The 23,984-nt window shown below is 66.0% G+C and carries 24 protein-coding genes; 18 read left to right on the top strand and 6 right to left on the bottom strand.

What is annotated here, in order from left to right; all coding sequences use genetic code 11:
* Positions 1-51: 51 nt before the first annotated feature.
* The 4 genes from cobJ to cobG are packed head-to-tail and all read right to left on the bottom strand — an operon-like array spanning position 52 to position 4,421.
* Entirely contained in the window at positions 52-1,767 is a 1,716-nt protein-coding gene (gene cobJ, locus RAC97_RS01750; RefSeq protein WP_375098754.1) for a precorrin-3B C(17)-methyltransferase, read from the bottom strand.
* Positions 1,755-2,486 (bottom strand): precorrin-2 C(20)-methyltransferase, encoded by a 732-nt coding sequence (locus RAC97_RS01745; RefSeq protein WP_375098755.1) that lies wholly within the window; start codon positions 2,484-2,486, stop codon positions 1,755-1,757. The genes cobJ and RAC97_RS01745 overlap by 13 nt, the downstream gene beginning before the upstream one ends.
* Complete coding sequence (locus RAC97_RS01740) at positions 2,486-3,112, bottom strand: precorrin-8X methylmutase (protein ID WP_375098756.1); 627 nt, start codon at positions 3,110-3,112, stop codon at positions 2,486-2,488. The genes RAC97_RS01745 and RAC97_RS01740 overlap by 1 nt, the downstream gene beginning before the upstream one ends.
* A complete protein-coding gene (gene cobG / locus RAC97_RS01735) occupies positions 3,105-4,421 on the bottom strand; it encodes a precorrin-3B synthase (RefSeq protein WP_375098757.1) in 1,317 nt (438 codons plus the stop codon). Before cobG ends, RAC97_RS01740 begins: the two co-directional genes overlap by 8 nt.
* A gap of 137 nt (positions 4,422-4,558) precedes the next feature.
* On the opposite strand from cobG, the gene cbiE reads away from it, so the two are divergent.
* From cbiE to RAC97_RS01645, 18 genes are all read left to right on the top strand, one after another.
* Positions 4,559-5,770: a precorrin-6y C5,15-methyltransferase (decarboxylating) subunit CbiE gene (gene cbiE / locus RAC97_RS01730; protein WP_375098758.1), complete on the top strand. Its 1,212-nt coding sequence runs from the start codon at positions 4,559-4,561 to the stop codon at positions 5,768-5,770.
* Positions 5,763-6,857 (top strand): cobalt-precorrin-5B (C(1))-methyltransferase, encoded by a 1,095-nt coding sequence (locus RAC97_RS01725; RefSeq protein WP_375098759.1) that lies wholly within the window; start codon positions 5,763-5,765, stop codon positions 6,855-6,857. The genes cbiE and RAC97_RS01725 overlap by 8 nt, the downstream gene beginning before the upstream one ends.
* The gene (locus RAC97_RS01720; protein WP_375098760.1) at positions 6,854-7,573 is read left to right on the top strand and encodes a cobalt-precorrin-6A reductase; all 720 of its coding nucleotides are present in this window, start codon (positions 6,854-6,856) and stop codon (positions 7,571-7,573) included. Before RAC97_RS01725 ends, RAC97_RS01720 begins: the two co-directional genes overlap by 4 nt.
* Positions 7,574-7,685: 112 nt before the next feature.
* A complete protein-coding gene (locus RAC97_RS01715; RefSeq protein WP_375098761.1) occupies positions 7,686-8,123 on the top strand; it encodes an NfeD family protein in 438 nt (145 codons plus the stop codon).
* 26 nt (positions 8,124-8,149) lie between these two features.
* Positions 8,150-9,004, top strand: coding sequence for an SPFH domain-containing protein (locus RAC97_RS01710; protein WP_375098762.1), 855 nt, complete (start codon positions 8,150-8,152; stop codon positions 9,002-9,004).
* Between the two features lie 87 nt (positions 9,005-9,091).
* Complete coding sequence (locus RAC97_RS01705) at positions 9,092-9,481, top strand: DUF2946 domain-containing protein (RefSeq protein WP_375098763.1); 390 nt, start codon at positions 9,092-9,094, stop codon at positions 9,479-9,481.
* Positions 9,482-9,525: 44 nt separating this feature from the next.
* Positions 9,526-10,008: a copper chaperone PCu(A)C gene (locus tag RAC97_RS01700; protein WP_375098764.1), complete on the top strand. Its 483-nt coding sequence runs from the start codon at positions 9,526-9,528 to the stop codon at positions 10,006-10,008.
* Positions 10,009-10,040: 32 nt separating this feature from the next.
* Entirely contained in the window at positions 10,041-10,481 is a 441-nt protein-coding gene (locus tag RAC97_RS01695) for a DUF2946 domain-containing protein (protein WP_375098765.1), read from the top strand.
* 67 nt (positions 10,482-10,548) lie between these two features.
* Entirely contained in the window at positions 10,549-12,615 is a 2,067-nt protein-coding gene (locus tag RAC97_RS01690) for a TonB-dependent copper receptor (RefSeq protein ID WP_375098766.1), read from the top strand.
* A 55-nt stretch (positions 12,616-12,670) separates the two neighbouring features.
* The gene (locus RAC97_RS01685; RefSeq protein WP_375098767.1) at positions 12,671-14,035 is read left to right on the top strand and encodes a PepSY-associated TM helix domain-containing protein; all 1,365 of its coding nucleotides are present in this window, start codon (positions 12,671-12,673) and stop codon (positions 14,033-14,035) included.
* 204 nt (positions 14,036-14,239) lie between these two features.
* Complete coding sequence (gene cycA / locus RAC97_RS01680; protein WP_375098768.1) at positions 14,240-15,649, top strand: D-serine/D-alanine/glycine transporter; 1,410 nt, start codon at positions 14,240-14,242, stop codon at positions 15,647-15,649.
* Positions 15,650-15,844: 195 nt separating this feature from the next.
* A complete protein-coding gene (gene urtA, locus RAC97_RS01675) occupies positions 15,845-17,110 on the top strand; it encodes an urea ABC transporter substrate-binding protein (RefSeq protein WP_375098769.1) in 1,266 nt (421 codons plus the stop codon).
* 120 nt (positions 17,111-17,230) lie between these two features.
* Entirely contained in the window at positions 17,231-18,718 is a 1,488-nt protein-coding gene (gene urtB / locus RAC97_RS01670; RefSeq protein ID WP_375098770.1) for an urea ABC transporter permease subunit UrtB, read from the top strand.
* Positions 18,718-19,797 (top strand): urea ABC transporter permease subunit UrtC, encoded by a 1,080-nt coding sequence (gene urtC / locus RAC97_RS01665; RefSeq protein ID WP_375098771.1) that lies wholly within the window; start codon positions 18,718-18,720, stop codon positions 19,795-19,797. Before urtB ends, urtC begins: the two co-directional genes overlap by 1 nt.
* The gene (gene urtD / locus RAC97_RS01660; RefSeq protein WP_375098772.1) at positions 19,794-20,651 is read left to right on the top strand and encodes an urea ABC transporter ATP-binding protein UrtD; all 858 of its coding nucleotides are present in this window, start codon (positions 19,794-19,796) and stop codon (positions 20,649-20,651) included. Before urtC ends, urtD begins: the two co-directional genes overlap by 4 nt.
* Before the next feature lie 160 nt (positions 20,652-20,811).
* A complete protein-coding gene (gene urtE, locus RAC97_RS01655; protein ID WP_375098773.1) occupies positions 20,812-21,510 on the top strand; it encodes an urea ABC transporter ATP-binding subunit UrtE in 699 nt (232 codons plus the stop codon).
* A gap of 30 nt (positions 21,511-21,540) precedes the next feature.
* The gene (locus tag RAC97_RS01650; RefSeq protein WP_375098774.1) at positions 21,541-22,065 is read left to right on the top strand and encodes a GNAT family N-acetyltransferase; all 525 of its coding nucleotides are present in this window, start codon (positions 21,541-21,543) and stop codon (positions 22,063-22,065) included.
* A 4-nt stretch (positions 22,066-22,069) separates the two neighbouring features.
* Positions 22,070-22,600 (top strand): GNAT family N-acetyltransferase, encoded by a 531-nt coding sequence (locus tag RAC97_RS01645; RefSeq protein WP_375098775.1) that lies wholly within the window; start codon positions 22,070-22,072, stop codon positions 22,598-22,600.
* A gap of 111 nt (positions 22,601-22,711) precedes the next feature.
* Here the strand turns inward: RAC97_RS01645 and RAC97_RS01640 are convergent, their stop codons facing one another.
* Complete coding sequence (locus RAC97_RS01640; RefSeq protein WP_375098776.1) at positions 22,712-23,017, bottom strand: chaperone modulator CbpM; 306 nt, start codon at positions 23,015-23,017, stop codon at positions 22,712-22,714.
* 2 nt (positions 23,018-23,019) lie between these two features.
* Positions 23,020-23,976: a curved DNA-binding protein gene (gene cbpA, locus RAC97_RS01635; protein ID WP_375098777.1), complete on the bottom strand. Its 957-nt coding sequence runs from the start codon at positions 23,974-23,976 to the stop codon at positions 23,020-23,022.
* Positions 23,977-23,984 lie beyond the last annotated feature (8 nt).

The following is a 23,984-nucleotide window of genomic DNA, read 5'->3' as shown; positions in this document are numbered from 1 at the left end:
GCCGGCACACGCTATCCAAGTGCTCGCTGATCGACAGGAGCGAAGGCTTTCCTAACGCCCCTCGCCCGCTACCGGGTACCAGCGTGGCGTATACACCCACTGCCCGCCGCAAGCCCTGTCGAACGTGCAAGTGGTGGACGAACCGACCAGCACCATGGTGCGCATGTCGACCATTTCCGGCGTGAGCTCGGCCAAAGTGACTACCTTGAGCGTCTGCCCCGGCCTACCGATATCGCGACCAAGGACTACGGGCGTCTGGCTTTCACGATGACGCCGCACGATGTCCAGGGCATTGCCCAGCTGCCAGGGCCTGGCCTTGGAGATCGGGTTGTAGAACGCCAGCACCAGGTCAGCCTGGGCGGCCAGGTCCAGGCGCTTTTCGATGATCGACCAGGGCTTGAGGTTGTCCGACAACGACATCACGCAGAAGTCGTGCCCCAAGGGCGCGCCAGCCTGTGCTGCGGTTGCCAGCGAAGCGGAAACCCCCGGCAGAATTTGCAGATCGATACGATGCCAGGCGGGGTCGCTGGACGCGTGCAGCGCTTCGAGCACGGCGGCAGCCATGGCGAACACGCCTGGGTCGCCAGACGACACCACCACCACCGAACGCCCTTGTGCGGCCAGCTCGAAAGCGTGGCGTGCGCGCTGCATTTCCTCACGGTTATCGGTGCAGTGCAGCACTTGGTCGTCGCGGAACGGGCCGGCCATCCGCACGTAGGTCTCGTAACCCAGCACATCCTCGGCACGGGCCAGCTCTGCCTTGACCGCCGGAACCATCAGCTCGGCGGCGCCTGGACCTAGGCCGATCACAGCCAGACGCCCACGCCTGCGGCCAACCTGGGCGATATCGATTGGCGCGTTCGCGACAGCAATCGCGACACCCGCTTGCTCATTCACCCGCGCCCCGGGCACGGCCTGGGCCAGCATGTGCGCGAGGTTCTCGACCTGCGGCGCGTAGCGCAGGGCAACGCCCAATGCCTGCGCCGCCTCGTGCAATGCAGGCTCGGCCATCGCCTGCTCCGGCGCCAGCAGGCACGCCAACGCAGCCTCGGCAATGCCAGCGGCGTCCAGCGCCTGGCGAACTTGCGTGACGACCTCGCCCTGCTCGCCATCCACCGCCACCACCACCGCACGCGCGTGGATCAACAATTCGTCGCGGCTCGCCGGGCGCGCCTGGTAGCCCACATGGAGGGTGCGTTGGGCCGCATCGTCCTCGGGCAGTTGGGCATCAGCAAGCCAAGGTGCATCGCCTTCGATGCGCACCGTTTCACCTGCCAGCAGGTCGGAAACGAAGCGCTTGCCTTGCTCGATATCAGCCAGGACATAGCCCTCGGGCGGGTTGAGCAGGCAAGTGCCGAAGCGCAGCTCGCCACTGGTGGTGATGGCCGCGGCCACCCCCAGCGCCTCGCCCAACTGGCGCGCCATCACGTTCACCCCTGCCAGCCCCCCCAGCAGCGGCACCACCGCACTGCCGTCCTCGGCGACAGCCAGCACGGGAGGCTCGGCACCCTTCTTGTCGAGCAGCCCGGCCAGGCTACGGATGACGATACCCGCGGCGCACAGGGCGATGATCGGCGTGCCCTGGATGTACAGCGCACGCAGCGCATCGCCGAAGGCCAGGTAATGGACATCCGCCTCCTCGACCCGGCCACGCAGCCCGTGAACCAACGCCTGTGGATAACGCTGCTGGATACGCCGTGCCGTGGCCAGGCTGCCAGGGCCGAGAATCACGATTGCCGGAGCGGTGTTCGGGGTCAGCCCTGCCATTTTTCCCCCGGTACCACGATCAGCGAGAAGTACGGCGAAGACTGCGGGTCGACCTCATCCAGCGCGACGATCTTCTGGTTGGCCATGGTCGCGCGCTCGACATACAGCGCACGATCGTCCATGCCCAGCTCGGTGAGCACCTGACGCACCTTGGGGAAGTTGCGCCCGAGCTTCATGATCACCGCCGCGTCGGCATCGGCCAGGCGACGCTTGAGTTCAGCGTGGGGCAGCACGCCGGAAAGCACCGTGAGGGTCTGGTTGCGGTACACCAGTGGCGCGCCGAGTACCGAGGCGCCACCGAGCATCGAGCACACGCCCGGGACCACCTGGGCATCGAAGCGCTGCGCCAGGCGGTCGTGCAGGTACATGTACGAACCATAGAAGAACGGGTCGCCCTCGCAGATCACCGCCACGTCGCGCCCGGCATCCAGGTGCTCGGCCACTTGCACGGCCGCTTCGTCGTAGAAGTCGCTGATGACCTGTTCATAGGACAACGGCGCCGGCAGCACCTCGGTGGTCACCGGGTACACCAGCGGCAACAGGGTTTGCTGTGCCTGCAGGTGCCCCTCGATGATGCCGAAGGCATTGCCGCGCTTGCCCTTGGCCACGAAGTACGCGACCACGGGCGCTTCGCGCAGCAGACGCAGCGCCTTGAGGGTGATCAGTTCCGGGTCGCCAGGGCCTACGCCCAGGCCGAGCAGCCGTCCGCGTGGCACCATCACTCCACCTCCGTGGCCAGGGCATTGACCGCCGCTGCGGCCATCGCGCTGCCGCCCAGGCGGCCCTGCATGATCACGAACGGCACGCCGCGACTGTCGGCGGCCAGCATTGCCTTCGACTCGGCAGCCCCCACGAAGCCCACCGGGAAGCCAAGGATCAGCGCCGGCTTCGGCGCGCCGGCATCGAGCATTTCCAGCAGGTAGAACAACGCCGTCGGCGCATTGCCGATCACCACCACGCTGCCTTCAAGGTGCGGGCGCCACAGCTCCAGGGCCACCGCCGAGCGGGTGTTGCCGGCTTCCTGGGCGAGGGTCGGCACGCTCGGGTCGCGCAGGGTGCAGATCACCGGGTTGTTGGCGGGCAGACGCGCACGGGTGATGCCCTCGGCGACCATGTGTGCGTCGCACAGGATCGGCGCGCCCTTGGCCAACGCCTCGCGCCCGGCGCGGCCGGCACCTTCGGAGAATTGCAGGCCGTCGATGGCCTCGACCATGCCGCAGGCGTGGATCACTCGCACGGCCAGCTTTTCCAGGTCGGCGGGGATCCGCTCGAGGCGGGCTTCCTCGCGGATGATCCGGAAGGAATTGCGATAGATCTCCTGACCATCGCGGATGTAGTCAATCATCAAGGTGCTCCGTCGGCAGGTCGAGCATTGCGCCTGCTTCTTCTGGGGTAAGGTCGGATGCGCGCAAGCGGCCGAAGCCCGGCGTGCGCGCGTCACGCAGATAAAGGTCGTAGCGGCCCGCGGCGCGGGCCAGCAGGGTGGCCGGTGCGATGTGGGCCACGGCGCAGGAACGCGGGCAGCCCGACAGGTGCACGCTGCCCGGCGCCTTGGCGCGCAACAGGGTGGCCAGGTGGGTGGCATCGGCCTTGGTATCGGCCAGGCCCTTGGCACAGCCGCTGGAGCCTGTGCAGGCGATGACCTGTGCCAGAGGCTCGTGAGGTGTGCAGAGCATACCCAGCGCTGTCAGTTCAGCTTGGGCCTGCTCGATGCGGCCAGCCTTGAAATGGGTCAACACCAGGCTCTGCCAGGGGCTCAGGCGCAGGCTGCCGTCGCCTGCCTCGCGCGCCAGCCGGGCCAGCCCGCGCAACATGGCCGGAGTCAGGCGGCCCAGGGGCGGCGCCACGCCCAGGGCCATGCCTCGCTGCTGGGCAAGCGGCCCGAGCCAGTCGCCCACGCTTGGCTTGCGGCGCCAGCCAAGCACATCGGCATCCTGGCGAATGTGCAGCCCGAGGCCTGCGACGAACACCTTCGGCGAGCAGGTTTCCAGCAACTGGCGCATACGCGCTTGCTCAGGCGTTGCCAGGTCGAGGAAGCGCTCAAGCACGGCGCGCACCAGCACCAGCCCCTGGGATATCGGCACTGCGCCCAGTACCTGGCCGTCAGCGGGGCAACCGGCCAAGCCGAAGGCCAGCCATGGCTGGTGGTCGATCGCCATCGCCGACAGCCACACGTCGTGCGGGTGTTCAAGCATGGCCAGGCCCTCGCCGCCATCGAGCTGTATCGCGAACTTGGCCGAAAGCTCATGCAGGCGTGGCGTGGTTTCCAGCATCGCCAGCAGCTGCGCGGCCAGCGGGCGCACGTCGAACATCTGCTCGGGGTCGAAACCGGCCAAAGGGCTGAGCATCAGGTTGCGCACATCGTCACCCGCCGCCTCGCGCGGACCCAGGCCTGCGGCCAGGAGGTACTCGACCAGGTCGTTATGGTCGGCCTGGATACCCCGGATCTGCAGGTTGCCCCGGTTGGTCGCCTCGATCACCCCGCCGGCAAAACGTTCGGCGGCATTGGCCACGGCCTCGGCCTGCTCGGCCAGCAGCAGGCCACCGGGCAGCTTGATACGGCAGATGCCGCCGTCACGGGCCGCGACGATACGCCACAACCCCGGACAGGCCGAGGGGCGGGGCGAAACGCTGGAGGTCTGGGCGTGCTTCAAGAGGGGGTGTCCGACAATCGTGAAAGTGCGCTTCAGTGTAGAAGGCGCGGTATTATGCCTGCTTTGCCCGGCGGCATGAAAAGCCGGTGGTCGAACGCTGGCCGCCGGGCCGGCGCAACAGGCTTCATGAGGACACCATGGCCCCCTGGCTGACAGTAATAGGTATCGGCGAAGACGGCTTCAGCGGCCTGGGCAAACAGGCCCGGCGCGCACTGCTGGGCGCTGCGCGCATTTTCGGCAGCCCACGCCAATTGGCCCTGCTGCCACGCTGCGTGGTCGGCCAGCGCCATGAATGGCCAAGCCCCTTTTCCCTGGAGGACGTACTGGCCCTGCGCGGTGCGCCGGTCTGCGTGCTGGCCAGCGGCGACCCGATGTTCTATGGCGTCGGCGCCAGCCTGGCGCGGCAGGTTCCAGCAGCTGAAATGCAGGTGCTGTCGATGCCGTCCTGCTGTGCGCTGGCGGCCGCACGCCTGGGCTGGCCGTTGCAGGACGTGCAGGTGCTGTCGATCGTCGCCCGCCCCTTGTCGGCGCTCAACCTCCAGCTCTACAGCGGCGTTCGCCTGCTGGTGCTGAGCAACGACGGCGACAGCCCCGCAGCCATCGCTGCGCTGCTGTGCGCGCGCGGCTTCGGCCCTAGCCGCATGCAGGTTTTCGAGCACCTGGGCGGCGCGCAGGAGCGCACGCTGCAGGGTATCGCCCAGGACTGGCCCCACGCCCAGGTCGCCGCGCTCAACCTGGTGGCCATCGAATGCCAGGCCGCGCCCGACGCGCCACGCCTGTCGTCCGTGGTCGGCCTGTCGGACAGCGCCTTCCGCCACGACGGACAACTGACCAAGCGCGACGTGCGCGCCATCACCCTCGCCCGCCTGGCCCCCGCGCCAGGCGAGCTGCTGTGGGATGTCGGCGCAGGCTGCGGCTCCATCGGCATCGAGTGGATGCGTGCCCACCCCAGTTGCCGGGCGGTGGCCATCGAGGCCGACGAAGGCCGCCAGGCGTTCATCGAGCACAACCGCGAGCAGCTTGGCGTACCGGGCCTGCAACTGGTGCGCGGCAAGGCACCCGAGGCCCTGGAGGATCTACAGCGCCCGGATGCGATCTTCATTGGCGGCGGGGTCACCCGCGAAGGTGTGCTGGCGGTGTGCTGGGACCGCCTGCGCCCCGGCGGACGCCTGGTGGCGAACGCCGTAACCCTGCAAAGCGAACTGGCCCTGGCGCACTTTCGCGAGCAACATGGCGGCGAACTGACCCGCATCCACGTTGCCCAGGCCCAACCCCTCGGGGCCTTCGACACCTGGCGCCAGGCACTGCCCATCACCTTGCTCGACGTGGTCAAGCCGCCCCATGCGTGAAGAAACCCGCGAGCACTCCGCGCCCCTGCGCAGCGGCCTGACCACCGGCAGTTGCGCCACCGCCACCAGCCTGGCTGCCGCGCGCCTGCTGCTGACCGGCCAGCGCGACGACGCCGTGCACATCACCCTGCCCAAGGGTAAGCAAGTACAGATGCGCCTGGAGTTCTGCCGCCGCGACGGCGAGCGGGCCGAGGCCGGCACGCTCAAGGATGCCGGCGACGACCCGGACGTCACCCATGGCGCCCTGCTCTACAGCCAGGTACGCCTGCTGGCCGAGCCGGGCATCCGCTTCGTCGCAGGCCAGGGTGTCGGCACCGTGACCCGGCCAGGCCTAGTGCTGGCCGTGGGCGAGCCTGCGATCAACCCGGTGCCACGGCGAATGATCGGCGAACACCTGCAACGGCTCGCCGAGGAATGTACCTATGCGGGCGGCTTCGAGGTCACGGTCAATGTGCAGGGTGGCGAGCAACTGGCGCTCAAGACCATGAACCCACGCCTGGGCATCCTTGGCGGGTTGTCCATCCTGGGCACCAGCGGCATCGTCCGGCCCTTTTCCTGCGCGGCCTACATTGCCTCGATTCAGCAGGGCATCGACGTGGCCCACAGCAATGGCTACAGCCATGTCGCCGCCTGCACTGGCAACGCCAGCGAAGACACCATGCGCCGCGTCTACGCCCTGCCGGAAATCGCCCTGATCGAGATGGGCGACTTCGTCGGCGCGGTGCTCAAGCACCTGCGCAAGGTCCCCATGGCGCGCCTGAGCCTGTGTGGCGGTTTCGGCAAGATCAGCAAGCTGGCCGCCGGGCACATGGACCTGCACAGCCGCCATTCGAGCATCGACCTGCCGCAACTGGCTGGCTGGGCCGCCGATATCGGAGCCGACGCCTCCTTGCAGCAGGCCATCGTCGCCGCCAACACCAGCCAGCAGGCCTTGGCCCTGGCCCACGACGCGGGTATCGCCCTGGGCGACGCGGTGTGCGGGCATGCGTTGGCCTTTGCCCGCAGCGTGGTGCCTTCCCAGGTGCAGGTCGAGGTGTTCGCCATCGACCGCCAGGGCGGCATCGTCGGCCAGGCCGGCGTGCAATGAACGGTCGTATCCTGCTGCTGGGCGGCGTCAGCGAGGCCCTGGCCATAGCACGGCGCCTAGGCCCTGCACATGTCTACAGCCTTGCCGGCATCGGCCGCGTACCGCAAGACCTGGCCTGCCAGGTGCGGGTTGGCGGCTATGGCGGCGCCGAAGGGCTTGCAGCGTACCTGCGCGCCGCCGGTATCGACCTGCTGGTCGACGCCACCCACCCCTATGCCGCGCGAATCAGCCACAACGCTGCCCTTGCCGCCCAGGCCGCCGGCATTCCCTGCTGGGGCCTGCGCCGCCGGGCCTGGAAGGCGCAGGCCGGCGATGATTGGCGCGAGGTCGAGGACTGGGCCAGGCTGATCGAAGCGTTGGCGCCGTTCCAGCGCCCGCTGTTCACCCTGGGCCGCGAACCCTTGCAGCACCTGGCGGAAATCCCTTCGCACCAGTTCTGGACCCTGCGCGCCCTCGAAGCCTGTCCAGGCAACGAGCGTTGCGAGGTGATCGGTGCACGCGGGCCGTTCCAGCTCGCCGACGAACGCGTGCTGTTCGAGCGACGGCAGGTCGACGTGCTGGTAAGCAAGAACAGCGGCAGCGTGGCCACCGAGCCCAAGCTCGAGGTGGCGCGCGAGCGTGGCGTGCCGGTGCTGATTCTCAAGCGGCCGTCGTTGCCTGAAGTAGACCGGGTGTTCCACGAGAGCAACGAGCTTCTTGAAGCCCTGGGCCTCTGAGCGGCTGGCGCCATCAGAGTATTCCCACCAGGATGCCGGACGCGGCTGAATGGCTAATGCCACAGGCACTGCCGTAGACTCCAACCTTCCTTCCCCGCAAGGCCCTGCACCTATGGAAATGCAATGGTGGATCTGGCTGGTGTTCGGTATCGCCCTGGTATTGCTCGAACTGGTAATGCCGACGTTCTTCATCCTCTGGTTCGGCATCGGCGCCGTGCTGGTGGCGCTGATCGCCCTGGCGGCGCCCGAGCTGGGGCTGGATATGCAGATACTGCTCTGGGTACTGCTCTCCTCCGTCACCACCTTCCTGTGGTTCAAGGTGTTTCGCCGCAAGCAGCCCGACACCCGCTGGACCGCCGACAGCGTGATCGGCGAGGTCGGGCTGCTGACCGCCAGCGTGTCGCCATTCCAGAAAGGTCGCGTGCGTTTCCAGAAACCGGTCCTCGGCAATGAGGAGTGGGTCTGCGTCGCCGACAGCGACATCGCCGCCGGCGAGCGTGTGCGCCTGTCAGCCATCGAAGGCAATATCGCCCGGGTGATCCCGGCCTGAACCCCGTTTAAAAGGAAGTTCCTACCATGACCAGCCTTATCGTCGTCAGCGTCATCGCCCTGTTCGTGCTCATCACCGTGTTCAAGGGGGTGCGCATCGTGCCCCAGGGCGAGGAATGGATCGTCGAGCGCCTGGGCCGCTACCACAGCACCCTCAAGCCCGGCCTGAACATTGTCATTCCCTACATGGACGTGGTCGCCTACCGCCTGCCGACCAAAGACATCATCCTCGATGTCCAGCAGCAGGAAATCATCACCCGCGACAACGCGGTGATCGTGGCCAACGCCCTGTGCTTCGCCAAGGTCGTCGACCCGCAGAAGGCCTCTTACGGTGTGCAGAATTTCACCTTCGCCGTCACCAGCCTGACCATGACCTCGCTGCGGGCCATCGTCGGCTCCATGGACCTCGACGAGGCGCTGTCCAGCCGCGAGCAGATCAAGGCCCGCCTGCGCGAGGCGATGTCCGAGCAGACCGAAGACTGGGGCGTGACCGTGCGCTCGGTGGAAATCCAGGACATCAAGCCCTCCGAGAACATGCAGGTAGCCATGGAGCGCCAGGCGGCCGCCGAGCGTGAGCGTAAAGCCGACGTGACCCGTGCAGAAGGCGCCAAGCAGGCGGCGATCCTTGAGGCCGAAGCACGCCTGCAAGCGGCCAAGCTGGATGCCGAGGCGCAGATCAACCTGGCCGAGGCCTCGGCCCGCGCCATTTCCCTGGTGAAAGAAGCAGTCGGCAACGAAACCGTACCCGCCATGTACTTGCTTGGCGAACGCTACATCGGCGCGATGGAAAACCTCGCCGGCAGCGACAATGCCAAGGTGGTGGTACTGCCGGCAGACCTGCAGGAGACCGTGCGCGGGCTGCTGGGCCGCGGCAAGGCATGAAGCGGGGTGCGGCACTTCATCGCACCCCGGCATTTTTACCTATACTCGGCCTTACAATAGCCCCCTGATTCCTGACCGGATCTCTCCATGCCCCCACGTCGGCACATCGCCTGGATAGCCTGCCTAGCTGTGCTGTTCAACCTGCTGGCCATGCCGCTGTCCTCCGCCGCCCCTGATGGCGCGGCGCAGGAACTGCTGTGGGGGGCTTTTTGCTCCAGTGGCGCGGCCAAGGCCAAACCCGATGTGCAGGCCCTGGCCAAGATCGACCTCGGCCAGCAGGGCGAGACGCATTCCACCATGCAGCATTGCTGGTGTTGCTCTGGCGCCGCACCGGCATTGGCCCTTCCTGGCCACCCCGCGCAACTGCACACGCCTTCCGCGCTGCGCTTCGGCCACGCGCCGCCCATTGCCTCGCATCAACCCACGCCGCGCCAGCTATGGCCGGCACTCAATCCCCGCGCCTCTCCCCCGGCCTGATTCGCAACGCACTCACACGCACTCGAACAGACCGGAGATTCACCATGCTCAAGCAAGCCCTCATCCTGGCCACCCTGCTGCTGCCCAGCGCCTTCGCCAGTGCCCATGAATACAGCGTCGGCGAACTGCACATCGCCCACCCCTGGTCCCTGGCACTGCCGCCCAACGCCCCCAACGTCGCCGCTTACTTCGTCGTGCACAACAACGGCAAGGTCGACGACCGCCTGCTGAGCGTCGACACCCCGATCAGCGACGACGCGCAATTGCACGAGCATGCCAAGACCGTCGATGGGCTGATGAAAATGCAACAGGTGAAAAGCGTGGTGATCCCTGCCGGCAAGGACCTGGCCTTCGCCCCCAGCGCCTACCATGTGATGCTGCTGCAACCCAAGGACCGCAGCCTGCTGGTCGACGGCATGCGTTTCCCCCTGACCCTGCACTTCGAGAAGGCCGGCGACATCACCGTGGAGGTCGCCGTACAGCAGCAGCCTCCCGCCGCCCAGGCGGCACACGAACACGCGCACTGAGCTGACGTGACCTGACCTGGCCTGCGCTTTCCATGAGCCTGCCGCGCGACCGCTCACGCCACACCTCAAGCCCTGATCGCAGGCGCTACAGAGGCGGTTGGCTGAGCCTGTTCGCCATGTGGATGATTTTCATCGGCCCACTGGTCTCCCAGTCGATGCCGATGACCCCGCATGCCGGCATGCCAATGGACCACGCCATGCCGATGCCCAGTGGGCACGCTCACGGCGCCATGGCACATGGCGGTCACAGTGGCCACGGCGGTGACAGCCACGCCCACGCACTGTGGGAAGCGTGCGGCTACTGCACCCTGCTGTTCAATTGCCCCGCCCTGCCGCAAACCCTCAGCCCACTCAGCACCAGCAGCGCCCGCCCTTCTCTGCCCAATGCCCTGCCCACGCGCCACGGTCATGCCGACCAGGCCGTGTTCCCCGGTGCACGCAGCCGCGCACCGCCCCTCTCGATCAGCGTCTGACCCATCCGTTCCACGCCCGAAGCCAGGAAGCTTCGCGCTGACTCACGACTGATCGACTGGAATCACTATGTCCGGCTGCACCCCTGTTTTTGCCTTGTCCCTGCGCGGGACCATCGCCCTGCTCTGCGGCTCGCTGATCGCGCCGCTGGCCGTGGCTACGGAACATGCCCATGAAGGCCACGCCCATGAGCCGCCCGAGCTCAGCCCCACGGTGATCACCGCCGTGGCGCCCAGTTCGCCGTTGACCATCGTCACCAACCCCAAGGCCCCTCGCCAGCCCGTGCCTGCCAGCGATGGCGCCGACTACCTCAAGACCATCCCCGGCTTCTCGGCCATCCGCTCCGGCGGCACCAATGGCGACCCGGTGTTGCGCGGCATGTTCGGCTCGCGCCTGAACATCCTCACCAATGGCGGCCTGATGCTCGGCGCCTGCCCCAACCGCATGGACGCCCCCACCTCGTACATCTCGCCGGAAACCTACGACCGCCTGACCGTGATCAAAGGCCCGCAAAGCGTGGTCTGGGGACCAGGCGGCTCGGCCGGCACGGTGCTCTTCGAGCGTGAACCGGAGCAATTCGGCGAGCTTGGCAGCCGCGTCAACGCAAGCCTGTTGGCCGGCTCAAATGGCCGCTTCGACAAGGTCCTGGATACAGCGGCCGGAAACCGCCAGGCCTATGCGCGGTTCGTCGGCAACCAGTCGCGCTCGGACGACTACCAGGACGGCAACGGCGACGACGTGCCGTCGCGCTGGGACAAGTGGAATGGCGACGTCACCCTGGGCTGGACCCCAGACGCCGACACCCTGCTGGAGCTCACCGCCGGCAAGGGCGACGGCGAAGCCCGCTACGCCGGGCGCGGCATGGACGGCTCGCAGTTCAAGCGCGAAAGCCTGGGCCTGCGCTTCGAAAAGTCCAACTTCGGCGAAGTGCTCGACACGCTCGAGGCGCAGGTCTATTACAACTACGCCGACCACGTGATGGACAACTACAGCCTGCGTACCCCCAGCGGTAGCGGCATGATGGGCATGCCCATGGTCAGCAACGTCGACCGCCGTACCCTCGGCGCACGCATCAAGGCCACCTGGCGCTGGGCAGACGTGCAATGGGTCAGCGGACTGGACGCGCAGACCAACGAACACCGCAAGCGCGGCGGCATGGGCATCGATGCGCACAAGGGCCAGCCCTGGAGCAAGGACGCCGATTTCCACAACTACGGTCTGTTCAGCGAACTCACCTGGTACGCCACGGGCGAAGACCGCTTCATCACCGGCGCGCGCCTGGACCGCGCCTCTGCCCGCGACTTCCGTCAGGGCAGCGCCACCGACGGCAGCACCCGCGCCGACACCCTGCCCAGCGGCTTCGTGCGCTACGAGCACGACCTGGCAGACATCTCCGCCACCACCTACATAGGCCTGGGCCACGCGCAACGCTTCCCCGACTACTGGGAGCTGTTCTCGCCCAGCCGCGCCCCGGTTGGTGCAGCCAACGCCTTCGACGGCATCAAGCCGGAAAAGACCACCCAGCTCGACTTCGGCATCCAGTACCAGGGCGAACGCCTGGAGGCCTGGGCGTCGGGTTATCTCGGCCAGGTGCGCGACTACATCCTGTTCGACTACCGCCCGAACATGATGGGCACGCTCACTTCCCAGGCACAGAACATCGATGCCCGCATCATGGGCGGCGAGCTGGGCGCGGCCTACACGCTGACCGAGCGTTGGAAGGCCGACGCCACGCTGGCCTACGCCTGGGGCAAGAACAGCACCGACGGCAAGGCGCTGCCGCAGATGCCCCCCCTGGAAAGCCGCCTGGGCCTGACCTATAGCCGCGACGACTGGAGCGCAGGCGCCCTGTGGCGCCTGGTGGCCGCGCAGCACCGCATTGCCGAGAACCAGGGCAACGTGGTGGGCAAGGACTATGAGCAAAGCAGCGGCTTCGGCGTGTTCTCGTTCAACGGGGCCTACAAGGTGAGCCACAACCTCAAGCTCAGCGCAGGCGTCGACAACCTGTTCGACAAGGCCTACGCCGAGCACCTGAACCTCGCCGGGAATGCCGGGTTCGGCTTCCCGTCGGCAGACCCGCAGCCGGTGAACGAACCGGGCAGGACGTTCTGGACCAAGGTCGATGTGAGTTTCTGACAACAACAACGGGCGCGGTCCTTGCCGCGCCCAACCAAAGCCGATGGGGGTTCCCATGAGCAAATCGAGCGTTTCCTTCTACAACCTGGCGTGGCGCTGGCATTTCTATGCCGGGCTGTTCGTCGCGCCGTTCATGATCCTGCTGGCGCTTACCGGGATCATCTACCTGTTCAAGCCCCAGCTGGACCCGCTGATGTATCGCGAGCTGCTGGTAGTGGAAGCAGGCCACCACCCACAAACGGCCGACACCTTGCTGGGCAAGGTGCGCCAGGCCTACCCACAGGGCCAGGTCAGCCAGTACCTGCCAGCGCCCGAGGCCACCCGCAGCGCACAGTTCGTTGTGCAGGAGGCCGGGCATGAACTGAACGTTTTCCTCGACCCATACAGCGGCAAGGTACTGGGCGAGCAGGATGCCAAGCGCAACCTCCAAGCGATCGCCCGTGCGCTGCATGGCGAGCTGATGGTCGGCACCGTCGGCGACCGCCTGGTTGAACTGGCCGCCGGCTGGGGCATCGTGCTGGTGGTGTCGGGCCTTTATTTGTGGTGGCCGCGCGGGCGCAACAGCGCAGGCGTGCTGTGGCCACGGTTGTCGTCTCGCGGCCGTGTGCTGTGGCGCGACCTGCATGCGGTGAGCGGTTTCTGGGGCTCGGCCCTGCTGCTGCTGATGCTGCTCAGCGGCATGACCTGGACCGGCCTGTGGGGCAAGCAATACGCCGACCTGTGGAACCGCTTCCCGGCGGCCATGTGGAACGACGTGCCCAAGTCCGACCAAGAGGCCCGCGTGCTCAACGAAGCCCACCGCCAGACCGTGCCCTGGGCCGTCGAGAACACGCCGATGCCGGTGTCTGGCGCGCATGCCGAACACGCTGGGCACCACGGCATGACCAGCACCCCAGCCGCACCGCAGGTCAGCTTGCAGCAGGTCCAGGACCTGGCCAGCGCGCGCCAGGTCGAGCCGGGCTACAGCATCACTCTGCCGACCAGCGCCGAAGGCGTGTTCACCATCGCGGTGTTCGCCGACGACCCGCGCAACGACGCTACCCTGCATGTCGACCAGTACACCGGCCAGGTGCTGGCCGATGTGCGCTGGGAACACTACAGCCCGGTCGCCCGCGCTACCGAGCTGGGGGTGATGCTGCACGAGGGCAGGATGTTCGGGGTGTGGAACCAGCTGGTGATCCTGCTGGTGTGCCTGATGATCCTGTTGGGGTCGGTGAGCGGTCTGGTGATGTGGTGGAAACGCCGGCCTTCGGGCGGGCTCGGCGTACCGCCGCTGCGCCATGACCTGCCGCGCTGGAAGACTGCCGTCGGGGTGATGCTGGTACTGGGGGTCGCCTTCCCGATGGTGGGGGTTTCGATGGTGTTGATGTGGCTGGTCGACAGCCTGGTCGTGCGGCGCGGGGCCGTGGTTCAGGCTTGAGATCCGTGGCGCTGTCTTCGCGGGCAAGCCCGCTCCCACAGGGCTCAGTGCAATACCTGTAGGGGCGTGCCCGCGAACCGGCCATTCACACTAAATCTATCTGTACCGCCAACTTCCGAGCCTTCTGTCTACCCCACCCGCGAAACCCGCGTGGTAGCCTAGGCGGCCGTCACAAGAAGACACACCTTCGTTGGAACGCTGCCCATGACCCGCACCCCTGCCCCGCAACCTGCTGAAGACCAGCACCTGCAACGCAACCTGACCAACCGCCATATCCAGCTCATCGCCATTGGCGGTGCCATCGGCACCGGCCTGTTCATGGGCTCGGGCAAGACCATCAGCCTGGCCGGCCCATCGATCATCTTCGTCTACATGATCATCGGCTTCATGCTGTTCTTCGTCATGCGCGCCATGGGCGAGCTGCTGTTGTCGAACCTCGACTACAAGTCGTTCATCGACTTCTCCGCCGACCTGCTCGGTCCCTGGGCCGGCTACTTCACCGGCTGGACCTACTGGTTCTGCTGGGTGGTCACCGGTATCGCCGATGTGGTGGCGATTGCCGCCTACACGCAATTCTGGTTCCCCGAGCTGCCGCAATGGATACCGGCGCTGACCTGCGTCGGCGTGCTGCTGGCACTGAACCTGGTGACCGTGAAAATGTTCGGCGAGATGGAGTTCTGGTTCGCTTTGATCAAGATCATCGCGATCCTCGGCCTGGTCGCCACCGGCCTGTACATGGTTGTCACCGGCTTCCAGTCGCCCAGCGGGCACACCGCGCAGCTGGCCAACCTGTGGAATGACGGCGGCATGTTCCCCAACGGGCTTCTGGGCTTCTTCGCCGGGTTCCAGATCGCCGTGTTCGCCTTCGTCGGCATCGAGCTGGTGGGCACCACCGCAGCCGAAGCGAAGAACCCCGAGCGCACCCTGCCCCGGGCGATCAACTCGATACCAATCCGCATCATCGTGTTCTATGTGCTGGCGCTGGTGGCGATCATGGCGGTCACCCCATGGCGCGACGTGGTGCCGGGCAAGAGCCCGTTCGTGGAATTGTTCGTACTGGCGGGCCTGCCGGCGGCGGCCAGCATCATCAACTTCGTGGTGCTGACCTCGGCGGCGTCCTCGGCCAACAGCGGTGTGTTCTCCACCAGCCGCATGCTGTTCGGCCTGGCCCAGGAAGGCGATGCGCCCAAGGCCTTCGAGAAACTGTCGCGCCGCGCCGTGCCGGCCAACGGCCTGTACTTCTCCTGCGCCTGCCTGCTGCTGGGCGCGGTGCTGATCTACATCGTGCCCGACGTGGTCGAGGCGTTCACCCTGGTGACCACGGTGTCGGCGGTGCTGTTCATGTTCGTGTGGACCCTGATCCTGCTGTCATACCTGAGCTACCGCAAGCAGCGCCCGGCATTGCACCAGGCCTCGAAGTACAAGATGCCGGGCGGGCGCTTCATGTGCTACGTGTGCCTGGTGTTCTTCGCGGGCATTCTGGTGCTGTTGAGCCTGGAGGCCGACACCCGCTCGGCGTTGGTGGTGACGCCGATCTGGTTCCTGATCCTGGCGGTGACCTACCAGTTCGTGCGCAGCAAGCGCCAACCGCGGGCTGCGATTCGCAATAGCTGATAACCGGGGCTGCTGCGCAGCCCCAATCCTGTGCATCGCCTAGCGCACAGCACCAAGCTGGACCCACCCCCCTCGCGAAACCCCGCCAAAGCCCCGTATACACGGGGCTTTTCCACTTGTACACAAGTCGGCACACCACTTGCAAAAGCCCTCTCCCGAGTTGCCAACACCCTAATAAAACATCGGAGAGAGCACATGAAGCGTCGCAGTCTGATCAAGGCCGTCACCTTAAGCGCAGGCCTCGCAGCCATGGGTTTGAGCTGGACCATCCAGGCCGCCGAGACCATCAAGGTCGGCATCCTGCATTCGCTGTCGGGCACCATGGCCATCTCCGAGACCTCGCTCAAGGACATGGCGCTGATGACCATCGATGAGATCAACGCCAAGGGCGGGGTAAACGGCAAGATGCTCGAGCCGGTGGTGGTCGACCCCGCCTCCAACTGGCCGCTGTTCGCCGAGAAGAGCCGCCAGTTGCTGACCCAGGACAAGGTCGCGGTGGTGTTCGGTTGCTGGACCTCGGTTTCGCGCAAGTCGGTGCTGCCGGTGTTCGAGGAACTCAACGGCCTGCTGTTCTACCCGGTGCAATATGAAGGCGAGGAAATGTCGCCGAACGTGTTCTACACCGGCGCCGCGCCGAACCAGCAGGCGATCCCGGCGGTGGAATACCTGATGAGCGAAGACGGCGGCGCAGCCAAGCGTTACTTCCTGCTGGGCACCGACTACGTCTATCCGCGCACCACCAACAAGATCCTGCGCGCCTTCCTGCACAGCAAGGGTGTGGCCGACAAGGACATCGAAGAGGTGTACACCCCGTTCGGCCATGCCGACTACCAGACCATCGTCGCCAACATCAAGAAATTCTCCGCAGGCGGCAAGACCGCGGTCATCTCTACCGTCAACGGCGACTCCAACGTGCCTTTCTACAAGGAGCTGGCCAACCAGGGCCTGAAGGCTACCGACGTACCGGTGGTAGCGTTCTCGGTGGGCGAGGAAGAACTGCGCGGCATCGACACCAAGCCGCTGGTCGGCCACCTCGCAGCGTGGAACTACTTCGAGTCGGTGGATAACCCGGTCAACCAGAAGTTCGTCGCCGACTGGAAGGCCTACGCCAAGGCCAAGAACCTGCCGGGCGCCGACAAGGCCGTGACCAACGACCCGATGGAAGCCACCTACGTGGGTATCCACATGTGGGCGCAGGCCGCCGAGAAGGCCAAGTCCACCGATGTCGACAAGGTCCGCGAGGCCCTGGCCGGCCAGACCTTCGCTGCGCCGTCCGGCTACACCCTGACCATGGACAAGACCAACCACCACCTGCACAAGCCCGTGATGATCGGCGAGATCCAGGACGACGGGCAGTTCAGCGTGGTTTGGGAAACCCAGCAGCCACTGCGGGCACAGCCATGGAGCCCATTCATTCCGGGTAACGACAAGCGTCCTGACTATGCAGTGAAAAGCAATTAAGTGATCGGGGCTGCTTTGCGGCCCATTCGCGGGCGAGCCCGCTTCTACCGGTTCAACGCTGCACGTGTAGGAGCGGGCTCGCCCGCGAAGAATCCACCGCCGTTTTCCAGGACTGCTCGCATGCTCAGACTCCTGCTCACCCTCCTGCTCCTGCTGCCCCTGGCAACCCAGGCCAGCGAGGGCGAATTCTTCCTCACCGCCAAGCCCGCCGAGCAAGCCAACCTGCTCGAAGGCTGGGCGGCGCAACCTGACCCTGCACGCCTCACGCTGCTGGAAAACCTGCGCGAAGGCCGTATCGCCGAGGGCGACACGCGCAAGCTGCGCCTGAACAACCGCCTGCGCGGGCTGATCGATAACGCGCTGGCCAGCCACCAACTGCTCAGCGACCAGGCCGACACCCGCCTGGCCGCCGCCCGGCAACTGCAAAAAAGCGCGCAGCCCGCGCAAATGGCCTTTCTCGACCGGCGCTTCGCCAATGAAGCGGACAGCGCCGTGCACGCAGCCCTTGGCCTGGCCCTGGCCAACCTGCAACTCGGCGCCGAAGACCCCGCGGTACGCCTGGCCGCAGTGCGCCTGCTCGGCGAAACCGGTGACCCGCTGGCGCGCACCCGCCTCGAGGCGCTGCTGCAACCTGGCGTGGAAAACAACGCCGGCGTACGCACTGCCGCCGAAACCAGCCTGGCCCAGGTCAAGCGCAAGCTGCTGATGGGCGAGTTGCTCGGCCAGGCCTTCAGCGGCCTGTCGTTGGGCTCGATCCTGCTGCTGGCGGCCCTCGGCCTGGCCATCACCTTCGGCCTGCTCGGGGTCATCAACATGGCCCACGGCGAAATGCTGATGCTGGGCGCCTACAGCACCTACATGGTCCAGGTGCTGCTGCAGCGTTATGCCCCCGGCGCCATCGAGTTCTATCCCTTGATCGCCCTGCCGGTGGCATTCGCCGTCAGCGCCGGGGTCGGCATGGCCCTGGAGCGCACGGTGATCCGCCACCTGTATGGCCGCCCGCTGGAAACCCTGCTGGCGACCTGGGGCATCAGCCTGATCCTGATCCAGGCCGTACGCCTGATGTTCGGCGCGCAGAACGTCGAAGTCAGCAACCCGGCCTGGCTTTCTGGCGGTATCCAGGTCCTGCCCAACCTGGTGTTGCCCTACAACCGCCTGGTGATCATTGGCTTCGCCCTGGCCGTGGTGCTGCTCACCTGGATGCTGCTCAACCGCACGCGGCTGGGCCTGAACGTGCGTGCCGTCACCCAGAACCGCAACATGGCGGCCTGCTGCGGCGTCTCCACCGGGCGTGTCGACATGCTCGCCTTCGGCCTCGGCTCTGGTATCGCGGGCTTGGGCGGCGTAGCCCTGAGCCAGGTCGGCAACGTCGGCCCGGACCTGGGCCAGAGCTACATCATCGACTCGTTCCTGGTGGTGGTGCTCGGCGGCGTCGGGCAATTGGCCGGCAGCCTCTGGGCGGCCTTTGGTCTTGGCATCGCCAACAAGCTGCTGGAGCCGCAGATCGGTGCGGTACTTGGCAAGATCCTCATCCTTGCGCTGATCATTCTGTTCATCCAGAAACGCCCGCAAGGCCTGTTCGCCCTCAAGGGACGGGTAATCGACTGATGAACCAGCCACTGCTTGTCACTGCCGCGCAAAAGGCCGGGCCGCGGGTATCGCGGGCCTTAGGCGCCCTCGTCGTCCTGGTGCTGCTGGCCATGCCGCTGCTGTCGTTGCTGCCGGCCGACCATGCTTTGCAGGTCTCGGCCTACACCCTGACGTTGGTGGGCAAGATCCTCTGCTACGCCATCGTCGCCCTGGCCCTGGACCTGGTCTGGGGCTACGCCGGCTTGCTGTCGCTGGGTCACGGGCTGTTTTTCTCCCTGGGTGGCTACGCCATGGGCATGTACTTGATGCGCCAGGCCGCCGGCGACGGCCTGCCGGGTTTCATGACGTTTCTGTCGTGGACCGAACTGCCCTGGTACTGGGCCGGTACCCAGCACTTTGCCTGGGCAATCTGCCTGGTGGTTCTGGCGCCGGGGTTGCTGGCGCTGGTGTTCGGCTTCTTCGCCTTCCGCTCGCGGATCAAGGGCGTGTACTTCTCGATCATGACCCAGGCGCTGACCTTCGCAGGCATGCTGTTGTTCTTCCGCAACGAGACCGGCTTCGGCGGCAACAACGGCTTCACCAACTTCCGCACCATCCTGGGCTTCGACATCACCTCGCAAGGCACCCGCGCGGTGCTGTTCCTGCTGACCGTCTGCCTGTTGCTGGCCAGCCTGTACCTGTGCTGGCGCCTCACCCGCAGCAAGTTCGGGCGCCTGCTCACCGCCGTGCGCGACGCCGAGAACCGCCTGATGTTCTGCGGCTACGACCCGCGCGGCTTCAAGCTGATGGTGTGGGTGCTGAGCGCAGTGTTGTGCGGCCTTGCCGGTGCGCTGTACGTGCCCCAGGTGGGCATCATCAACCCCAGCGAGATGTCGCCGACCAACTCCATCGAAGCTGCCGTGTGGGTAGCCCTGGGCGGGCGTGGCACGTTGATCGGCCCGCTGCTTGGCGCGGGCCTGGTCAATGGCATGAAGAGCTGGTTCACCGTCGCGTTCCCGGAGTTCTGGCTGTTCTTCCTCGGCGCGCTGTTCATCCTCGTTACCCTGTACCTGCCCAAGGGCGTGGTGGGCCTGCGCAAGAAAAGGAGCCAGCCATGAGAGGCGTGCCCCCGGTACACCCGGAATTCATGCTCGAGCCGGTGTTCGACGAACTCGGCAACGGCCGCGACGCAATCGGCCTGGGCCAGGCGCGCAAGCAGGGCCTGGACACCCGCCACGGCACGGTGCTGAGCCTCGAGGACATCAGCGTCAGCTTCGATGGTTTCAAGGCGCTCAACGCGCTGAACCTGTACATCGGCGTCGGCGAGCTGCGGTGCATCATCGGCCCCAACGGCGCAGGCAAGACCACGATGATGGACGTGATCACCGGCAAGACCCGCCCTGACACCGGCACCGCGTTCTTCGGCGACACCCTCGACCTGACCCGCATGAGCGAGTACCAGATCGCCCAGGCCGGTATCGGCCGAAAGTTCCAGAAGCCCACGGTGTTTGAGGCGTTGAGCGTCTACGAGAACCTGGAGCTGGCGCTGAAGACCGACAAGTCGGTGTGGGCCAGCATCACCTCGCGCCTGGGCGACGAGCAGCGCCAGCGTATCGATGAGGTGCTGACCACACTGCGCCTGCAAGCACTGGCCGAACGCCAGGCGGGCTTGCTGTCCCACGGCCAGAAGCAGTTCCTGGAAATCGGCATGTTGCTGGTGCAGGAGCCGCAGTTGCTGCTGCTCGACGAGCCGGTGGCAGGCATGACCGATGCCGAGACCGAGTTCACCGCCGAGCTGTTCAAGGGCCTGGCGGGCAAGCATTCGCTGATGGTGGTGGAGCACGACATGGGTTTTGTCGGCAGCATTGCCGACCATGTGACCGTGCTGCACCAGGGCAGCGTGCTGGCGGAGGGATCGCTGGAGCAGGTGCAGGCGGATGAGCGGGTGATCGAGGTGTACCTCGGTCGTTGATTTTCGCAGTCTGTACCGGCCTCTTCGCGGCGGTTCGGCGCCCCGATAAACCCGCTCCCACAGGTATTGCGCTGCACCTGAGGGCACTGGAGAACCTGTGGGAGCGGGTTCACCCGCGAAAGGGCCAGTACAGGCAAAACAGGTTTACTAGGAACCCAACATGCTCAAGATCGACTCCCTGCACCAGTACTACGGCGGCAGCCACATCCTGCGCGGCCTGTCCTTCGAGGCGAAGGTCGGCGAAGTCACCTGCCTGCTGGGCCGCAACGGCGTGGGCAAGACCACCCTGCTGCGCTGCCTGATGGGCCTGGTGCCCTCGCGCGAAGGCAGCGTGGAATGGGAAGGCAAGCCGATCACCGCGCTCAAGCCCCAGCAACGCGTACATGCCGGCATCGCCTACGTGCCCCAGGGCCGTGAAATTTTCCCGCGCCTCACCGTCGAGGAAAACCTGCTGATGGGCCTGTCGCGCTTCCCGGCCCGCGAAGCGCGCGAGGTGCCGGCGTTCATCTACGAGCTGTTCCCGGTGCTGGAGCAGATGAAGCAGCGCCGCGGTGGCGACCTCTCCGGCGGCCAGCAACAACAACTGGCCATCGGCCGCGCCCTGGCCAGCCGCCCACGCCTGTTGATCCTCGACGAACCTACCGAGGGCATACAGCCGTCGGTGATCAAGGAAATCGGCGCGGTGATCCGCAAGCTGGCCAACCGTGGCGACATGGCCATCCTGCTGGTAGAGCAGTTCTACGACTTCGCCGAAGAACTGGCAGACCAGTACCTGGTGATGGCCCGTGGCGAAATCGTCCAGCGTGGCCGTGGCGAAAACATGCAAGCCGAGGGTGTGCGCGGCCTGGTTACCATTTAATCTGCGCCAAACCCTTTGCGAGACGTTGTCATGAGTTACCTGATCCGCGATGCCCTGCCCGAAGACGTACCCGGCATCCTCGATATCTACAACGACGCCGTGCGCAACACCACGGCGATCTGGAACGAAACCCCGGTCGACCTGGCCAACCGCCAGGCCTGGTTCGCGGCACGTGCCGAGCAGGGCTACCCGATCCTGGTAGCGGTGGATGACAGCGGCGTGCTGGGTTATGCCTCGTTCGGCGACTGGCGCCCGTTCGAGGGCTTCCGGCATACCGTGGAGCATTCGGTGTACATCCGCGACGACCAGCGCGGCAAAGGCCTGGGGCCCGTGCTGATGCAGTCCTTGGTGACTCGCGCACGGGCATGCGACAAGCACGTGATGGTGGCGGCGATCGAAAGCGGTAACGCCGCGTCCATCCGCCTGCACCAGCGGCTGGGTTTCACCATCACCGGGCAGATGCCGCAGGTGGGGGTGAAGTTCGGCCGCTGGCTCGACCTGACCTTCATGCAACTGCTGCTAGACGACAACGCACTGCCCCCGGCAAGGAGCTGATCCCATGAACGCCGCCCACCTGCATCGCGTGACCCACGAAGGCCTGGCCTACTACCGCGATGGCCTGGTGGAACTGCTGTTGGATGCGGTGCGCAATGGCGCTTCGGTGGGGTTTCTCGACGATATCGACGAAGGCCAGGCCGGGCGTTACTTCGATGAGGTGAAGACGCGGCTGGTCAGCGGCGAGTTGCTGCTGTGGGTCGTCGCCCAGGGTCAGGAGGTGCTGGCCAGCGTGCAGCTGGGGTTGTGCCTGAAGCCCAACGGGCTGAACCGGGCCGAGGTGCAGAAGCTGCTGGTGCACAGCCGGGCGCGCCGTCGAGGGCTGGGGCAGCAGTTGATGAAGGCGCTGGAGCAGGCGGCGCGTCAGCAGCGGCGCGGCATGCTGTACCTGGATACCGAGGCGGGTTCGGAAGCCGAAGCGTTCTACCGGGCGCTGGGGTACTCCAAGGCGGGGGAGATTCCCGACTATGCCTGTGGGCCGAGTGGGGTGTATCGGGCTACCGCGCTGTACTACAAAGTGCTGGCTAGCGCTTGAGGTAGGGGGTGTTCTTTTCGCGGGTAAACCCGCTCCCACAGGTACCCCACTGTACCCGAGGGCACTGGAGATCCTGTGGGAGCGGGTTTACCCGCGAAAAGAACACCCCATTTACATCTGGGTAAACCGCCCCAACCGCTGGCGCAACATGCTGTTCTCGCTACGCAACTGCTGCACTTCCTCCAGCAGCTCCAACGCCAGCGCCACGCCTTCCCATTCCAACTCAAGTTCCTGATGCAGCTTCACCGCGCGCTTCAAGGTCACCGGCGCGCGAGCGTCGAACACCCAGTCCTCCGGCGTTCGCCCCGAAGGTTCAACGATGCCGTGCTCGACGATCTCGATCACGCAGTCGGCCGTAAGGTCGGCTTCCTGGCAGAGGGTACGCATGTCCAGTTGAACGATCAGGGTGCTGCTCATGGTCACTTACTCCATTGTGTCCTCGGGTTGAACGCTGCCTTTTCGGACAGCTTGCTCCACAGTTCACGGGCCGCCGCATCGGACTGCGCGGGCATCACCACCTTGAGCTGGGCATAGAGGTCGCCGCGCTCGCCCTGCTTGTTGAGCAGGCCCATGCCCTTCACCCGCAGGCGTTGGCCACTCTGGCTGTCGGGGCGGATGGTCAGGTTGATCTTGCCGGTCAGGGTCGGCACCGCCACCTTGGCACCCAGTGCCGCCTCCCAGGGGGCCAGCGGCACGGTGATGATCAAGTCATGGCCTTCGACATCGAACAGCGGATGCGGTGCCATGCGCACGGTCAGGAACAGGTCGCCATTGGCCCCGCCACCAGCGCCCGGCGCGCCCTGGCCCTTGAGGCGAATACGCTCGCCATCGGTGACCCCGGCGGGAATCTTCACGTTCAGGGTCTTGGTGGTGAAACCGGTACGCTGACCAGCCGCGTTGGTCTGCGGCACTTGGAAGCTGATCTTCTTGGAGTCGTTGCTCAGGGTTTCCTCGAGGAAGATCGCCAGTTCCAGTTCCACGTCCTGCCCTCGCCTGCCGCTGCTGCGTTGCTGCTGGCCACCACGGCCGAAGGGGTTGTTGCCGCGGGCACCGAAAATGGAGCTGAAGAAGTCGGAGAAATCACCGCCCTCGAAGCCGCCACCCGCGCCACCGCGCCCTTCCCAGCCCGGTGGGGCCTGGAACGGGCGACCATGCTGGCCGCCGTACTTGCGAATCTCGTCGAACTCGGCGCGCTTTTGCGCATCGCCCAGCACTTCATAGGCCTCGTTGGCCTCCTTGAACTTGTCTTCGGCGTCACGCTCCTTGCTGACGTCGGGGTGATACTTGCGCGCGAGCTTGCGGTAGGCGGCCTTGATCGCCTTGTCGTCCGCTGTCGGCTCTACGCCAAGAATCTTGTAATAGTCTTTGAAGTCCATCTAAGGAT

The organism is Pseudomonas sp. LS_2 (assembly GCF_042709235.1).
Taxonomy (GTDB): domain Bacteria; phylum Pseudomonadota; class Gammaproteobacteria; order Pseudomonadales; family Pseudomonadaceae; genus Aquipseudomonas.
The sequence above is the reverse complement of the archived record's forward strand: the minus strand, read 5'-3'. Positions and strand labels throughout refer to the sequence as shown.

Coding starts and splice junctions, on each gene's coding strand:
- cobJ (WP_375098754.1), bottom strand. CDS start 1,767: ATGGCAGGGCTGACCCCGAACACCGCTCCGGCAATCGTGATTCTCGGC.
- RAC97_RS01745 (WP_375098755.1), bottom strand. CDS start 2,486: ATGGTGCCACGCGGACGGCTGCTCGGCCTGGGCGTAGGCCCTGGCGAC.
- RAC97_RS01740 (WP_375098756.1), bottom strand. CDS start 3,112: ATGATTGACTACATCCGCGATGGTCAGGAGATCTATCGCAATTCCTTC.
- cbiE (WP_375098758.1), top strand. CDS start 4,559: ATGGCCCCCTGGCTGACAGTAATAGGTATCGGCGAAGACGGCTTCAGC.
- RAC97_RS01725 (WP_375098759.1), top strand. CDS start 5,763: ATGCGTGAAGAAACCCGCGAGCACTCCGCGCCCCTGCGCAGCGGCCTG.
- RAC97_RS01720 (WP_375098760.1), top strand. CDS start 6,854: ATGAACGGTCGTATCCTGCTGCTGGGCGGCGTCAGCGAGGCCCTGGCC.
- RAC97_RS01715 (WP_375098761.1), top strand. CDS start 7,686: ATGGAAATGCAATGGTGGATCTGGCTGGTGTTCGGTATCGCCCTGGTA.
- RAC97_RS01710 (WP_375098762.1), top strand. CDS start 8,150: ATGACCAGCCTTATCGTCGTCAGCGTCATCGCCCTGTTCGTGCTCATC.
- RAC97_RS01705 (WP_375098763.1), top strand. CDS start 9,092: ATGCCCCCACGTCGGCACATCGCCTGGATAGCCTGCCTAGCTGTGCTG.
- RAC97_RS01700 (WP_375098764.1), top strand. CDS start 9,526: ATGCTCAAGCAAGCCCTCATCCTGGCCACCCTGCTGCTGCCCAGCGCC.
- RAC97_RS01695 (WP_375098765.1), top strand. CDS start 10,041: ATGAGCCTGCCGCGCGACCGCTCACGCCACACCTCAAGCCCTGATCGC.
- RAC97_RS01690 (WP_375098766.1), top strand. CDS start 10,549: ATGTCCGGCTGCACCCCTGTTTTTGCCTTGTCCCTGCGCGGGACCATC.
- RAC97_RS01685 (WP_375098767.1), top strand. CDS start 12,671: ATGAGCAAATCGAGCGTTTCCTTCTACAACCTGGCGTGGCGCTGGCAT.
- cycA (WP_375098768.1), top strand. CDS start 14,240: ATGACCCGCACCCCTGCCCCGCAACCTGCTGAAGACCAGCACCTGCAA.
- urtA (WP_375098769.1), top strand. CDS start 15,845: ATGAAGCGTCGCAGTCTGATCAAGGCCGTCACCTTAAGCGCAGGCCTC.
- urtB (WP_375098770.1), top strand. CDS start 17,231: ATGCTCAGACTCCTGCTCACCCTCCTGCTCCTGCTGCCCCTGGCAACC.
- urtC (WP_375098771.1), top strand. CDS start 18,718: ATGAACCAGCCACTGCTTGTCACTGCCGCGCAAAAGGCCGGGCCGCGG.
- urtD (WP_375098772.1), top strand. CDS start 19,794: ATGAGAGGCGTGCCCCCGGTACACCCGGAATTCATGCTCGAGCCGGTG.
- urtE (WP_375098773.1), top strand. CDS start 20,812: ATGCTCAAGATCGACTCCCTGCACCAGTACTACGGCGGCAGCCACATC.
- RAC97_RS01650 (WP_375098774.1), top strand. CDS start 21,541: ATGAGTTACCTGATCCGCGATGCCCTGCCCGAAGACGTACCCGGCATC.
- RAC97_RS01645 (WP_375098775.1), top strand. CDS start 22,070: ATGAACGCCGCCCACCTGCATCGCGTGACCCACGAAGGCCTGGCCTAC.
- RAC97_RS01640 (WP_375098776.1), bottom strand. CDS start 23,017: ATGAGCAGCACCCTGATCGTTCAACTGGACATGCGTACCCTCTGCCAG.
- cbpA (WP_375098777.1), bottom strand. CDS start 23,976: ATGGACTTCAAAGACTATTACAAGATTCTTGGCGTAGAGCCGACAGCG.